The 13569-nt window shown below is 50.1% G+C and carries 14 protein-coding genes; 9 read left to right on the top strand and 5 right to left on the bottom strand.

Annotated elements, in window-relative coordinates:
* Positions 1–32: 32 nt before the first annotated feature.
* Positions 33–2492: a bifunctional diguanylate cyclase/phosphodiesterase gene (locus tag LCM29_RS08910; protein WP_224862157.1), complete on the bottom strand. Its 2460-nt coding sequence runs from the start codon at positions 2490–2492 to the stop codon at positions 33–35.
* Between the two features lie 162 nt (positions 2493–2654).
* Here LCM29_RS08910 and LCM29_RS08905 point away from each other — a divergent pair, with 162 nt between their 5' ends.
* The 4 genes from LCM29_RS08905 to LCM29_RS08890 all read left to right on the top strand — a co-directional run bounded on the left by LCM29_RS08905 (position 2655) and on the right by LCM29_RS08890 (position 5595).
* Positions 2655–3503: a MurR/RpiR family transcriptional regulator gene (locus LCM29_RS08905; RefSeq protein ID WP_224862155.1), complete on the top strand. Its 849-nt coding sequence runs from the start codon at positions 2655–2657 to the stop codon at positions 3501–3503.
* Between the two features lie 83 nt (positions 3504–3586).
* Complete coding sequence (locus tag LCM29_RS08900) at positions 3587–3973, top strand: hypothetical protein (RefSeq protein WP_214694370.1); 387 nt, start codon at positions 3587–3589, stop codon at positions 3971–3973.
* On the top strand, positions 3936–4130 hold the full coding sequence (locus LCM29_RS15315; RefSeq protein ID WP_224862153.1) for a Clp protease N-terminal domain-containing protein: 195 nt from the start codon (positions 3936–3938) through the stop codon (positions 4128–4130). Before LCM29_RS08900 ends, LCM29_RS15315 begins: the two co-directional genes overlap by 38 nt.
* Positions 4051–5595, top strand: coding sequence for an FMN-binding glutamate synthase family protein (locus LCM29_RS08890; RefSeq protein WP_224862781.1), 1545 nt, complete (start codon positions 4051–4053; stop codon positions 5593–5595). Before LCM29_RS15315 ends, LCM29_RS08890 begins: the two co-directional genes overlap by 80 nt.
* Positions 5596–5600: 5 nt before the next feature.
* Here the strand turns inward: LCM29_RS08890 and LCM29_RS08885 are convergent, their stop codons facing one another.
* Positions 5601–6584: a metallophosphoesterase family protein gene (locus tag LCM29_RS08885; RefSeq protein ID WP_224862151.1), complete on the bottom strand. Its 984-nt coding sequence runs from the start codon at positions 6582–6584 to the stop codon at positions 5601–5603.
* 119 nt (positions 6585–6703) lie between these two features.
* On the opposite strand from LCM29_RS08885, the gene LCM29_RS08880 reads away from it, so the two are divergent.
* Together LCM29_RS08880 and LCM29_RS08875 are read left to right on the top strand one after the other, a co-directional pair.
* Positions 6704–7318, top strand: a complete 615-nt coding sequence (locus LCM29_RS08880; RefSeq protein ID WP_224862149.1) for a flavodoxin family protein — start codon at positions 6704–6706, stop codon at positions 7316–7318.
* 156 nt (positions 7319–7474) lie between these two features.
* The gene (locus LCM29_RS08875; RefSeq protein ID WP_224862147.1) at positions 7475–8458 is read left to right on the top strand and encodes an SH3 domain-containing protein; all 984 of its coding nucleotides are present in this window, start codon (positions 7475–7477) and stop codon (positions 8456–8458) included.
* A 49-nt stretch (positions 8459–8507) separates the two neighbouring features.
* On the opposite strand, the gene LCM29_RS08870 is transcribed toward LCM29_RS08875, so the two are convergent.
* Genes LCM29_RS08870 through LCM29_RS08860 form a run of 3 tightly spaced genes read right to left on the bottom strand, consistent with a single transcriptional unit; the run spans position 8508 to position 10203 of the window.
* A complete protein-coding gene (locus LCM29_RS08870; RefSeq protein ID WP_224862145.1) occupies positions 8508–9017 on the bottom strand; it encodes a DUF1643 domain-containing protein in 510 nt (169 codons plus the stop codon).
* A 31-nt stretch (positions 9018–9048) separates the two neighbouring features.
* Positions 9049–9948, bottom strand: a complete 900-nt coding sequence (gene gnd / locus LCM29_RS08865) for a phosphogluconate dehydrogenase (NAD(+)-dependent, decarboxylating) (RefSeq protein WP_224862142.1) — start codon at positions 9946–9948, stop codon at positions 9049–9051.
* A 42-nt stretch (positions 9949–9990) separates the two neighbouring features.
* Positions 9991–10203 (bottom strand): hypothetical protein, encoded by a 213-nt coding sequence (locus LCM29_RS08860; RefSeq protein WP_224862140.1) that lies wholly within the window; start codon positions 10201–10203, stop codon positions 9991–9993.
* Between the two features lie 431 nt (positions 10204–10634).
* On the opposite strand from LCM29_RS08860, the gene LCM29_RS08855 reads away from it, so the two are divergent.
* From LCM29_RS08855 to LCM29_RS08845, 3 genes are all read left to right on the top strand, one after another.
* Complete coding sequence (locus tag LCM29_RS08855; RefSeq protein ID WP_224862138.1) at positions 10635–11591, top strand: LCP family protein; 957 nt, start codon at positions 10635–10637, stop codon at positions 11589–11591.
* Between the two features lie 72 nt (positions 11592–11663).
* A complete protein-coding gene (locus tag LCM29_RS08850; protein WP_224862136.1) occupies positions 11664–12509 on the top strand; it encodes a YihY/virulence factor BrkB family protein in 846 nt (281 codons plus the stop codon).
* Positions 12510–12613: 104 nt separating this feature from the next.
* Positions 12614–13537: an LCP family protein gene (locus LCM29_RS08845; protein WP_224862134.1), complete on the top strand. Its 924-nt coding sequence runs from the start codon at positions 12614–12616 to the stop codon at positions 13535–13537.
* Positions 13538–13569: the final 32 nt, after the last annotated feature.

Here is a 13569-nt window from a genome sequence, read left to right as displayed (position 1 = left end):
AAATTCGACCCCCAAGGTGGAGGTCGAATGATTTAACTCGATGATGCTTTCTTATATTGCTGGAAGAAGACGTCAATCTCTTCCGCCGGCAATGGACGGTTATAGTAATACCCTTGTGCCTGGTTGCACGATTCGGCTTTTAGGAAAGCGACTTGATTCTCCGTCTCGACGCCTTCCGCGATGACGTTCAAATCAAGCTCATGCGCCATGCGGATGATCGTTTTGACGAGGGCGGCGTCCTTCTCGTCACTTTCGATATTCTTCGTGAAGTGCTGGTCAATCTTCAGCGTATCAATCGGGAACAGCTTCAAGTAGCTAAGAGACGAGTAGCCCGTCCCGAAATCATCGATCGAGAGATGGACACCGAGGGCGACGAGCTCGTGCATCGTCTCGATAGCACGGTCCGCACTCTGGATGACGCTCTCTGTCAACTCGAGTTCTAAATACTTTGCGTCGAGACCTGATGCGTCGAGTGCGCGGCTGACGACTTCCGGCAAGTCTTTTTGAGCGAACTGAATGGCTGAAATGTTGACGGCGACCCGAAACGGGGGGATGCCCGCATCTTGCCACGTCTTGTTTTGGCGACACGCCTCATTCAAGACGAACTCACCGAGACGGTGGATGCTTCCCGTCTCTTCGGCGATTGGAATGAACTCACCAGGAGAAATCATCCCGAGTTCCGGATGGTGCCAACGGACGAGTGCCTCCATGCCGATGACCATTTCCGTCTCCAACTGGATTTGCGGTTGATAGTGGACGGTGAATTCGCCACGCCCGATTCCTTTACGGAGTGCCATCGACAAGTTCGAGCGACGGGATACGGACTCGTTCAATTCATTGGTGAAGAACTGATAGCCGTTCTTGCCGTCAGCCTTCGCTCGATACATGGCGATATCGGCGTTTTTGATTAAATCTTCTGCCGTATCCCCGTCTGACGGGTGAAGACTGATCCCAATCGAAGCACCGGTGAACACTTCCTCGTTCTCGAGTTCAAACGGTGGATGGAGGACGTTGATCAACTCTTGAGCACGATGGGCCGCAAGGTTACTTTTCGTATGCGGTGACAAGATGATGAACTCATCTCCGCCGAGACGGGCGAGCGTGTCCGACTTTTGAATCGTCGACTGGATCCGGGTCGTCACTTGCTTCAAAAATTGATCGCCGATCGAGTGGCCGAACCGGTCATTGATGACTTTGAAGTTGTCGAGGTCGATATAGTACAAGGCGAACGGTTCTTGCTGGGACTGACCGAGTAGTGAGTCGAGTCGGTCGCTGAACAAGCGACGGTTCGGGAGTCCGGTGAGCGGGTCCAAATAGACGAGGTCGTTGATTTGTGCCTCGATTCGTTTCCGTTCACTGATGTCACGGATGATGCTACTGAAGAAGATGCCTTTGTCCGTCTTCCACGTTCCGAGCGACATCTCGATTGGCACTTCGACACCGTCTTTTCGTAAGCCGATGAGTTCGACCGTTTGACCGATGACGCGTTTCTCACCCGTCTTCTCGTAACGTTGCATGCCGCGCTCGTGCGCGTCACGGAAGCGTTCCGGGATGATGGCGACAATCGACTGTCCAATCATCTCGTCATACGTATATCCGAACAAATCGGTCGCCCCGTGGTTCCACTGGAGAATGACACGGTTATGGTCGGCGACGATGATGGCATCCGATGCCGATTCGATGATCGATTCAAACTTCAGTTCGAGTTCTTCCGATTGTGCCTCGAGCTGTGACGCCGTTCTCAGTGAGATATACATGATCACGAACAAGGTCATGACGCTCGCTGCGATGACGTAGGCGAGGAGGGTGCTATCGACCGCATAACCGCTCATCGACTTGCTGACTCCTTCTGTCGGGGTGAACTGTGCCGCGCCCATCCCGACGTAGTGCATCCCTGATACGGCGACACCAATCAAGACCGAACTGGCGAGACGGCGCCAATGGAACCGCGAGACGTTCGGGATATAAAAGAGGATATACAGTCCGACGAGCGATGCTACATAAGCAACAAGTGCAGAAGCGATCCACATGATCGGGTCATACGTGAGGATAGCGTTCATCTGCATCGCTTCCATCCCGATGTAGTGCATCGAGACAACCCCGACACTGATCAAGAAGGCACAAAAGACGAGTTGCGTCGGTCGTGTCTCCGGATGGTTGATGATCCAAAAGGCGAGCCCTGAGGCGACGACGGCCGGTACGATCGACAACAAGACGATGCCGAGGTGATACGTCACGTCATCGTTTAGGTGGAATGCCAGCATGCCGATAAAGTGCATCGCCCAAATCCCGAGCCCGAGGCTAAAGGCACCGGCTACGACCCAGCTGAACCGTGAGGCGTATTTCGCATATTTTAAACGACTGCTAATATCGAGGGCGACACCGGCAGCAAAGATGGCAACGGCGATGGAAAGAATGACGAGTGGTAAGTTGTACGAGCTACTGAGGTGATGTTCGATTCGAAACAGTCCTTTCGATTTCAAATGGTTCAATGAGTGAATTAGTCAAAAAGTGCTTAATTAGAGTAGCACATTCCAGAATCCCACTTCCTGTCTCCTTTTGTAAGGTGGGTCAATCTTTTTAGGCGAATCACACATTGCGGAATTTTTTTCGAAACGGTATCGTTAGATGAAGAAGAGAAAGGGTGATTCTTGATGGAAACGATGAACGGGACGGCCCGCATCCGTGGCGCCTATTCGACACTGAGCAAGAAAGAGCAACGCATTGCCGACTATATTTTAAAACAACCAGAACAAATCATTCATCATACAATCAATCAAGTGGCAGATGACCTCGACGTCGCCGAATCGACCGTGTTCCGCTTTTGTCAGCGTGTCGGTTTTAAAGGCTATCAGGCGCTAAAAATCGCGCTCGCCTCGGATGTCGTCGCACCACTTCAGGACATCCATGAAGATATCACGGAGACGGATACGGCGCTTGAAATTGCAGAGAAAATTTTTTCGACGAACGGGAAGACAATCGAGTCGACGCGTCAGATTTTAGAAGGAGACTCCTTAGAGAAAACCGTCGAGCTGTTCCTCGGGGCACGCCGCATCGAATTCTTCGGGAGTGGTGGGTCAGCGGTCGTCGCGTTAGACGCGTACCACAAGTTCGTCCGAAGCGGGCTTCAAGTGAGCGCCATCCTCGAGTCGCATATGCAACTCATGTCAGCCTCACAATTGACGACAGCGGACGTCGCCGTCGTCATCTCGCACTCAGGTGCCTCGAAAGAAACACTCGATATCGCCAAACTCCTAAAAGAGAAAGGTGTCCCGACAATCGCCATCACGAACTACGCGAAGTCACCGCTCTCGAAGATTGCAGACGTGTCGCTCTATACGGTGTCCCAAGAGACGGCGTTTCGTTCAGAGGCGCTCGCTTCCCGAATCGCGGAACTCAGTTTGATTGATGCCTTGTTTACAGCTGTCATGATGCGACGCGGGGAAGCGGGACGCGCGTCTCTCCAACAGATGCGTGAGGCGATTTCAATGCGCCGAATCTAAAGAAAACAGGGTTAACTTCTACAAAAAGGTGGAAATTATAAACTCTGAGGGCAAAGCGAGGCTTAGAGAGAGAAGGTGGACCGATGAACCATATTGATTTTTTATCTTCCGACCACTACAACGAGTTCAAACGGTTAGCACAACGACTCACGGATCCTGGCAGTACCAGTCGCGAATACTTCGCCGCGCTATATGTACTTGCGGGTCATTCGCATATCCGAGAATGTTTGCTTCCTTATATAGACCTCGAAGCTGGGAAGATTCGAACCTCCACAATCATCGATGACAACACGTTCGATAAACGAGAGTTTGTACTCGCCAAACTCGTCATTCACTTGTATAACTCAAAAGAATGGGTCCTTCCGACCGAATTGATCGCCTTGCCGGAAGAGGACTATAAACTAGCGATGCAGGCGATCACGTTGTGCCGAAATGAACAATTTGACGGGGTTACGATCCCGAGCGACTGATGACATCCTGTTCCGTTTTCGACAGGGTGTTTTTCGTCTAGTGAAAAGGAGGAGAGACCGTGTCACTCAATACATCGATGTTGACCATCTTGCTTGTGCTCTTATTGATGATGATGACAGCTCCACCGCTACTTCTGTTTTACTTGTGGCGACGTGACCAAAACCAACGTGAGCACTCCGTCCTCCGTAACTTCCCGATTCTCGGAAAACTGCGTTATATGTTCGAGAAGATGGGTCCGGAGCTTCGGCAATATTTGTTCTTGAACGACAACGAGGCGAAACCGTTCTCGCGAAACGAATACGAGGCGGCCGTCATTGCCGGAAAATACAAGTCACGCATCATCGGCTTCGGTTCGGAGCGAGACTTTGACGCGGGTGGGTTCTATCTTCAAAACGCCCTTTATCCGACAAATCGGAACGAACTACGCATCGACAATTCAACAAAAGTGTCGACGTGGGTGTATGAACTCGATGAAGATAACCTCTTCACCCGAAAAGAGCATCTCGTCGAACGAGACATCTCCCCATACTTATTAACAGAAGAAGATACCATCATCATCGGGAAAGAGACGTGTCGGGAGCCGTTCTACGTCCGCGGCCTCGTCGGACAGTCGGCGATGAGCTTCGGTTCGCTCGGCGACAAGGCGATCACGGCTCTCTCGATCGGGCTCGGCCGTGCGGGTGGGACATGGATGAACACAGGGGAAGGTGGTCTTTCGGACTATCATTTGAAAGGGAATGTCGACATCATCTGTCAAATCGGTCCGGCACTGTTTGGTGTCCGGGACGAAGACGGGACGTTCTCGGTGGAAGCGTTCAAACAGAAGAGCGCACTCCCGCAAGTGAAGGCGTTCGAACTGAAACTCGCGCAAGGGGCGAAGACGCGTGGGGGACATATCGACGGCTCGAAAGTGACCGAAGAGATCGCCCGCATCCGCCATGTGCGCGTCGGAGAGACGATTGACAGCCCGAACCGATTCTCCGAGTTTCAGACGCACAAGGAACTGTTGGGCTTCATCGAAAAGTTGCGTGAAATCGGTGGGAAGCCGGTCGGCATCAAACTCGTCGTCGGCAATATACAGGACATGGAATCGCTCGTCGAAGAGATGTCGACGTCTCAAATCGTACCGGACTTCATCACGATTGACGGCAGTGAAGGCGGGACAGGTGCGACGTATCAGGAACTCGCCGATACGGTCGGGTTGCCATTGAAGGCGGCGCTCCCATACGTCCATCGCCTCTTGATCGAGCACGGTCTTCGGGACCAGATCAAACTGTTCGCCTCGGGGAAACTCATCACGGCGGACAAGGTGGCGATTGCCCTCGCCCTCGGTGCCGACCTCGTCAACATCGCCCGTGGACTCATGTTCAACGTCGGCTGTATCCAGGCGCAGGTGTGTCATACGAACCGTTGCCCGGTCGGTGTCGCGACAACCGACCCGAAACTGCAGCGTGCCCTCGTCGTCGACGAGAAGAGTTTTCGAGTGACGAACTACATCATCTCGCTCCGGGAAGGACTATACAATATGACGGCCGCCGCAGGGGTCCGTTCCCCGACTGAACTGTCAGAGAAACACGTGATCTATCAGGAGCCGGATGGGCGTGTGAGCACAATCGAATAGCACATTCACTGTGTGTTAGGTGTCGCTTTATAACATCTTTGAACGAACGATTCCAATAGAATAGGATCATCTAACAATCTTTGGCCACGCATACACATTCGTCGAGGGCGTAACTTGGCGTGACTAGGGGTGACAAAATAATCATCTGGATATGTGCGAAGAATCTGACGAATGACCTCTTGAATCGAAACCGGGTCATCTTTCACCCACTGCTCATACATGGATGGGACATTGTCGAGAATGAGTTGAATCTGGTCGTCGTTACGAATGAAAGGATTCACGCAAACGCGTCTGGTTTGAGCTCCTTGGAACACATGAAACGTGTGTGTGATGGTATCGCCATCAATCGAACCGATGACATATCCCGTTTCCCATGCCTTGCCGCAACCGTCCCATACAGAAAATAGGTGTCCGGGATATACGATTGTCGTATTCAATCGCTCCATCACTTCATACCGATGGTGATCCCCGAGCGCGACATAGGCAAAAGCATGGGGGTGAAGTCGAGTATTCGAAAAGGCACTTGCACGCCCATGACTAAGCAGCAGGTTAGGGTGTGTGAGTTCGAGTGGGGGGATGTGGTCAAGGGCTTCGCCTAATCCCGCCTGGTTCGATGTGCAACTTATCCCGTATATGCCAACTCCTAATGCTGGATCGAAGCGATATCCTGGTTCTACAAAACAATGAACATTGGGGACCGTTTCCCACACTTCCTTGTCACGATGGCGATTGACGTCATGTTCGCCAAAGACGATATAGATAGACGCACCGAGGGATGTCAATTCTTTTAAATAAGGCATAAGGTCATATGAATCACTGACCTCGATGTCTCCGGCAATCAGGACTGCAGCAATTTCGTGTTCACGAATGACTGATGCGAGTTGCTGAAGTTTGTCGCGTTGAATGTCAAAGCTTGTCCGTTCTGCATGAATCGCGTTTCCCGTATGGCGAGCGTGATGCAGGTCGGCAATGTGTAAAAAGTTTGGCATGTGATTCAACTCCTCAACCTAGCAGTTCTGCTTCACATGAACAAAATCCTTCGAAAGGTACTAAGAAATGTAGGGAACGGGAACACGTAACTGTTGGAGATTATTCGAGGAGGGATTCCATGAAAGCTCTATTTTTAAACTGTACGTTAAAAGGTGGCGACACGACGTCGCATACGGAAGGACTGATTCGCGACATCTTGCCACATTTTGACGCGCTCGGGGTCGAGTCGGAAATCGTTCGGATCGTCGACTATAACGTCGCATTCGGCGTGACAGAAGATGAAGGGGACGGGGATGACTGGCCACAGATTTTTGAAAAAGTGAAAGGGGCAGACATCGTCGTCATCGGGACACCACTCTGGCTCGGGGAAAAGAGTAGTGTCGCGACGCAAGTGGTCGAACGGTTATACGGGGGGAGCGGCTTGACGAACAAGTCAGGTCAGGCGATCTACTACAACAAAGTCGGCGGAGTCGTCGTCACAGGGAATGAAGACGGAGCGAAACATGCGTGTGCGGGCATCCTCTATGCCTTATCCCACATCGGATTCACCGTGCCACCGAACGTTGATACGTATTGGGTCGGGGAAGCGGGACCAGGCGACTCGTATATCGATGCCGGGCGCGACAACGCGTTCACGAAGTCACACGGGAAGACGATGGCGTATAACCTCGTCCATTTCGCGCGCATGTTGAAGGCGCATCCGATTCCGGCAGAAGGAAATACGATGGAATGACTGAGGTAGCGATGAGAATCGCTACTTTTTTTGTGACAGTCCAGAAAAATTTAAAATCTCATTTTCCTATTGGTTAAAAATGGAGTTCATGAACAATAATAGAATTTATAATGGAGAGAAAAGTAACAACAATAATATTTTGAGAGGAATGATGGAATGCAAAGTAGATTGAATCTAAAGCGAGTGATGAAAAGTTTAATTAGTCTATTACTCGTGTTAACGCTACTTACACCAAGTCATGAAACAGGGGCCGCTATCACTACGTTAACGACCTATCAAACAAAAGCTACTGTTTATCTACGAACGACCCCCTCCTATAAAGGAAAGCAAGTCGTGTTGATCCCGAAGCAAAAAACAGTCACATATGTAGCGAAGTCGGGGAGTTGGCTAAAGGTGGTCTATTCCAAAAAAGTGGGTTATGTTCACACAGAATCGATTGTTCGAAAAGTAGAATCTTCTAAAAAAATAAAAGATGTACCTCATGTGACACTTCAAAAGAGTTCGGTGTTTAACGGTGTCGGTCATAGTAAAAAAGTGATTGCGACGTTGAATAAAAACATAAACGTCATTGTCACTGAACAACTCGGTCAGTATGTGAAAGTTAGATATGGAAACAAGGTAGGATGGATGAATCAGTCAGATTTAAAAAAGAAAGTACTACCGCAGCCGTCGAAAACATCATTTCTTCCAAAAAAAGAAGCCATCGACTATTTGGGTAACTATGTGAGTTCGACACAACAGCGTCCTCTTTTCAAGATTGAGCGGTCAGCAGGCATCGATTTTGCGAACGCACAACTATTTCGAACAAATCGTCCAATCGATGATTATCTTTATGCGATTGTAGAGTCTGGAGAACGTTCGATTGTATCTTTGATGTTGATTGAATTTCGATACAATCGCTATCCGTCTGGTCAGCAGACCGGGGACGAGATTGCTCGTGTAGCCCTTGCTTCTTTTTTCGGAGAGGGTACAAAAGAGACAGAGCAGCTGAGAAAGTTGTATGCAAAATACAAACAAGCGAAAAAGGATGAAGTGATCCCAATTACTGTTGGTGGACATAAAGGCTTGTTGGTCATTTGGTATGGACGAGTTCAGTTTATTTTTGACTACAACGATGAGTTGCCGACAATACGCTTATGAACAAATGAACCTCTGCCCGGTCATATCATTTTGACCGAGCAGAGGTTTGTCATAGCTGGTACGGCACAGGAATCAAACTTTTCGATAGATACAAAGGATGTCGCGGATAGTTTCCGGTTGAGGTGACTTTGAGGCAATGAGGAGACTGATGGCGGACGAGTTGATAGACGTCCCGCATCCGTGACTGTGCTAAAGGTGTAGTAAGAGTATCTCCCCAAGCTAAGATGACAGCAGAGGAGTGGTCTGTTGCGTAAAGAATAAATTGATTATTTTCTGGACCGATTGAATCACGTGTCGTCCCGAGTGACTCTACGTCGGTAGTAACCAAAGCATATAGATGAACCACTTTCAATCCATCAAATCCCCAAAGCTTTGCATAGTGTATGCAACGGCGTAGAGTTGGATTGGTCTGTGTGACTTCACACGTTTCCGGATGCAACAAAATGAATGTGACAAAATGTCCACCTGGGCTCCAGTTACACTCAAACAAGTAACGGTATTTTTTTGCATCGTCGATTGTCGTTTTAACATGATAGTTCGCATTCCACGACGGTGTCATGATAATTCCTCTTTTCTAAAGATGTCTTTCATCATTTTTTCTCCACCGCATGTCCCCCGAACTCATTCCGGAGCGCGGCGACGACTTTACCAGAGAACGTGTCGTCTTGAAGCGAGCGTTGCCGCATCATGAGCGAGAGGGCGATGACTGGTGTCGGTACATCGTATTCGAGCGCCGTCTCGACCGTCCACTTGCCTTCACCTGACGCATGCATAACGCCACGGATGTCATCGAGTTTCGCATCTTTGGAGAAGGCACTCTCCGTCAGCTCCATGAGCCATGAACGGATGACAGAGCCATGATTCCAGACACGGGCGACGTCCTCATACTCATAGTCGAACGGGCTCTTCTCGAGCACTTCAAATCCTTCGGCGATCGCCTGCATCATCCCGTACTCAATCCCGTTATGGACCATCTTCAGGAAATGACCACTTCCACTAGGTCCGGCGTACAGATAACCGTTGTCAGTCGAAACGTCTTGGAACAGCTGCTCGATTTTCCCGAACGCCTCCAAATCTCCACCAATCATCGTACAGGCCCCATTCCGCGCCCCGTCCATGCCGCCACTCGTCCCGACGTCAAAAAAGTAGATGAGCTTTTCTTTAAAGTGCTCGGCGCGCCGCATCGACTCTTTATAATTCGAGTTACCCCCGTCGATGACGATGTCCCCAGGGGAGAGAGCTTCATATAAATCGTTCAACACATGCTCGGTCACGTCTCCTGCCGGTACCATCACCCAGACGACACGTGGCGATTTCAGTGCATCGACGACTTCTTCCAATGACTGTTTCGTTTCGAACTGACTCGTCGAGACGTTCCCCGGATCATAGCCAAAGACGCGATGCCCATTGTCCGTCAAATTCAATGCTAAGTTCAGCCCCATCTTCCCGAGCCCAATCATTCCGATTTCCATTCGTTCCACCCCATTCATCAGATTTGTTCTCCTAATAGGGTTACCCGAAACAGTTGAGGTTCAAAAGAGCGGCTTGATCGGGTCGACGCGATAAGCGAGGATGCGTGTCACCGGGATGGATTTGCCGTCTGATAATGTGATTTGTCCAGACAACGGATTTAGAGAGTGAAGCGTTCGTTCAAATGTTTGAAATGCATCATATTCAGAACTGCCATATACGATAAACTCACAAGTTTGTTCTTGTTCTAAAAAACACGTCACGATGAATTGCATCGATCCATCCCCTTATGTATGAAATGCACTACTCTTCCAAATATGTTTATAATCCATACATATTTTACAAAAAATAAGACGAACGAACCATTCTGTTTTCTTAAATTAAGGAAATAGACCTATGAAAATCAAAAAACTGTCAAAATTCTTTCACTATTAGCACAAAAAAGTAGAGAATTTGTTGAAAACGCGACAAATGGCTTAGTACCGTCGTATGAAACGAAACAAGCCTTCAAAATAGAGTGTGTTATGATAGACCAAAACTTGCTAAACTTTCAAAAAACCTTGTCGATAGTAGCGATGTGAGCAATCGACAAACAGTGACAAGTATTCACCTCTTTTATAAAAATGCGGAAAAAACTGTCGATTCAGCGTGATAAAATAAAACCTGTGTCAATTACGGTCAATTGGGGATAGAAAGGTGCTATGTCATGGAAGAGCAAAAGCCAAAGAAGAGAGTCAAAAAACGTCGTCGTAAAGTGTCGCCCGCGAAACGCATCGCCATCATCGCAGGTGCTGTCATCGGAGTGTTCCTGCTCATCGGAGCTGGGATGGCCTATTATTTATATAATCAAGTCGATACAACGGTCGACCGTTTGAATGAATCGGCTGGGCTCAGCCCGGATCGGATGAATCAACAAACGATTTCAGATAAGAAGCCGGTCTCGGTGTTATTACTCGGCGTTGACCGTCGTGCGGACGAACAAGGACGCAGTGACTCGATCATCGTCATGACACTCAATCCGAATTCGGATGAGAGCGCGATGCTCAGCATCCCGCGTGATACGAAGACGGAAATCGTCGGCAAAGGGACGATGGACAAGATCAACCACGCCTACGCATTCGGCGGTGCTGAAATGGCGATGGATACGGTCGAGAACTTCCTCGGCATCCCGATCGATTATGTCGCGGAAGTCGACATGAAAGGTTTCCAGGACGCGGTCAACTTATTCGGCGGCGTCGAAGTGACGAACAAGTTCGCCTTCACGTCGGGTGAGTATTCGTTCGAACCGGGAACGGTCAACCTGGATGGGGCAGAAGCGCTTGCCTATACACGGATGCGCTACGATGACCCGAACGGTGACTTCGGTCGTCAGGAGCGTCAACGCGACGTCATCACGGCGCTCGTCGACAAAGGGACAGACAGCTTCTCGATTTCTCGATTCAACAATATGCTCGACGTCCTTGGCAACAATGCCAAGACGAACGTGACGTTCAAAGACATTCGGACGCTCTCGAGCGACTACATGACGGCGTTCAAAAACCAAAGCGTTCTTCGTCTCGAAGGAAGCGGCGGCAAAGAGGGCGACGGCATCTACTACTGGAACCCAGACGAGGCATCACTCGACGAAGTGAAGTCGTACCTCGGACAATTGATGGAACAATGACAGCAGCACTCGATTCGGATGAATCGGGTGCTTTCCTTTGTGGCATAATGAAAAGAAAAAGGAGTGACGGCCGTGCTCGATCGACTGACCCGACTTGCCATCGATGTGAGACATCGCTTCAAGGACCATCATATTAACGACTATAGCGCCACGCTCGCCTTCTTTTGGTTTCTCGCCATCTTCCCGATGTTCTTCGTCTTGTTCGCTGTCATGGCATGGTTCAAGATTGATGAGGCGCTGTTGATCGAGCAGATCGAGACGCTCGTTCCGGGATCGAGCGTGCGAGAGCTATTGTCAATCGTCTACGACGTCAGTGGCAACTTGAATAGCGGGCTCGTGTCGGTCAGTGCCATCATCGCCTTCTGGTCGGCCTCGAACGGGACAGCCCGCCTCGTCAAGTTGACCGTCTTCGCTTACGGGGAGACGGAGGCGCGCGGCTATGTGTGGCGCCGTCTGATCGGTTTGATGACAATCCTTGCTGGTAGCATCGGAGCCGTCATCCTCGTCGTCTTTCATGTGTTTGGACAAGAATTTATCGACTTGTTGTATGCGCTCTATCCTCAGGTCGAGGAGTTCGATCGTCTCTCGACGCTAACGCGCTATACGGTCTCGACAATCATCTTGATTTTTGCGTTCTCGTTCTTTTATATGATTGCCCCGCAGCAACACGTGCGCTTTTTTGAGACGCTACCGGGCGCCATTTTTGCCGTTATCTCGTGGCAACTCATCTCGACGGGTTATAGCGTTTATGTCGAGCGATTCTCGATTCTTGGGGACACGTACGGCACGATCGGCGTCGTCATCTTACTTCAAATCTGGCTCTATTTGACGGCGGCGACGATGCTCATTGGGGCAGAAATCAATGCCGCCTGGCCGTATCATATGCACCGGACACCGACGAAGACACATTTTCCGTGATAACTGGAAAGAAATGATTAGCATTTTTTGGAGACATGCTATAATCCAATGTGGAGTCTGGGAAAAGATATACAAACTGAATTTACGGAAGAAGGTGGCCCGATATGGCGAAACATCAGAAGAAATCAAAGTGGAAATGGATCCTTGGCATCACAGCGGGCGTACTGACACTCATGCTTGTCGCAGGTGGCCTATTCGTCTGGTCGATGGTCGACGAGGTCAATGACACGGTGACGAAGGTGAACGATAACTTACAGATCAGTCCAGAACGAAAGCAAGTCGAGACGATCGAAGAGAAGCGCTCGGTGTCTGTGCTCTTACTCGGAATCGACCGACGAGGAACGGAACAGGGACGAAGCGATTCAATCATCGTCCTGACACTGAACCCGGATACGAACGAAGGGGCGATGCTCAGCATTCCGCGTGACACGAAGACGGAGATCGTCGGTCGTGGGTATCGCGATAAGATCAATCACGCCTATGCGTTCGGCGGAGCGGAGATGGCGATGGATACGGTCGAGAACTTTTTAGATATCCCGATTGATTACGTCGTCGAGGCGGACATGGAGGCGTTCACGGAAGTCGTCGATGCGCTCGGTGGCATTACCGTTATGAACAAATTTGCCTTTACTTCGGACAGTTATACGTTCCCGGTCGGCGAAGTGACGCTCAATGGAGAGAAGGCGCTCGCCTACACACGGATGCGTTACGATGACCCGAACGGGGACTTCGGTCGCCAAGAACGGCAGCGCGATGTCGTCGCAGCCATCATCGAGAAGGGGCGTTCTGACTTCTCACTCGACAAGGTGACGAATTTGCTCGACGTCGTCGGCAACCGGGCGAAGACAAACATCGAGTTCAATGAGCTCGTGACACTCTCGACCGACTACATGGGTGCGTTCCGCAACGCAAGCACACTTCGCATCGAAGGTGGGGGCGGACTGGAGTCGGACGGCATCTATTACTGGAATCCTGACGCAGAGTCACTCGACGGGATTCAGACCGAATTGAAGCGTTTGATGGAGTGAGTCGTCCAATGTTGGACGGCTTTTTTGTTTTG

The organism is Exiguobacterium aestuarii, from assembly GCF_020171655.1.
Taxonomy (GTDB): domain Bacteria; phylum Bacillota; class Bacilli; order Exiguobacteriales; family Exiguobacteriaceae; genus Exiguobacterium; species Exiguobacterium aestuarii_A.
Note: the sequence above shows the minus strand (reverse complement) of the source record. Positions and strands in the feature narration are given on the sequence as shown.

Bases quoted from the DNA above. Each gene is read 5' to 3' on its own strand.
- LCM29_RS08870 (WP_224862145.1), bottom strand. From the start codon at position 9,017: ATGACACCGTCGTGGAATGCGAACTATCATGTTAAAACGACAATCGAC.
- LCM29_RS15315 (WP_224862153.1), top strand. From the start codon at position 3,936: ATGAACAATTTGACGGGGTTACGATCCCGAGCGACTGATGACATCCTG.
- LCM29_RS08900 (WP_214694370.1), top strand. From the start codon at position 3,587: ATGAACCATATTGATTTTTTATCTTCCGACCACTACAACGAGTTCAAA.
- gnd (WP_224862142.1), bottom strand. From the start codon at position 9,948: ATGAATGGGGTGGAACGAATGGAAATCGGAATGATTGGGCTCGGGAAG.
- LCM29_RS08845 (WP_224862134.1), top strand. From the start codon at position 12,614: ATGGCGAAACATCAGAAGAAATCAAAGTGGAAATGGATCCTTGGCATC.
- LCM29_RS08875 (WP_224862147.1), top strand. From the start codon at position 7,475: ATGCAAAGTAGATTGAATCTAAAGCGAGTGATGAAAAGTTTAATTAGT.
- LCM29_RS08880 (WP_224862149.1), top strand. From the start codon at position 6,704: ATGAAAGCTCTATTTTTAAACTGTACGTTAAAAGGTGGCGACACGACG.
- LCM29_RS08905 (WP_224862155.1), top strand. From the start codon at position 2,655: ATGGAAACGATGAACGGGACGGCCCGCATCCGTGGCGCCTATTCGACA.
- LCM29_RS08855 (WP_224862138.1), top strand. From the start codon at position 10,635: ATGGAAGAGCAAAAGCCAAAGAAGAGAGTCAAAAAACGTCGTCGTAAA.
- LCM29_RS08890 (WP_224862781.1), top strand. From the start codon at position 4,051: ATGTTGACCATCTTGCTTGTGCTCTTATTGATGATGATGACAGCTCCA.
- LCM29_RS08885 (WP_224862151.1), bottom strand. From the start codon at position 6,584: ATGCCAAACTTTTTACACATTGCCGACCTGCATCACGCTCGCCATACG.
- LCM29_RS08860 (WP_224862140.1), bottom strand. From the start codon at position 10,203: ATGCAATTCATCGTGACGTGTTTTTTAGAACAAGAACAAACTTGTGAG.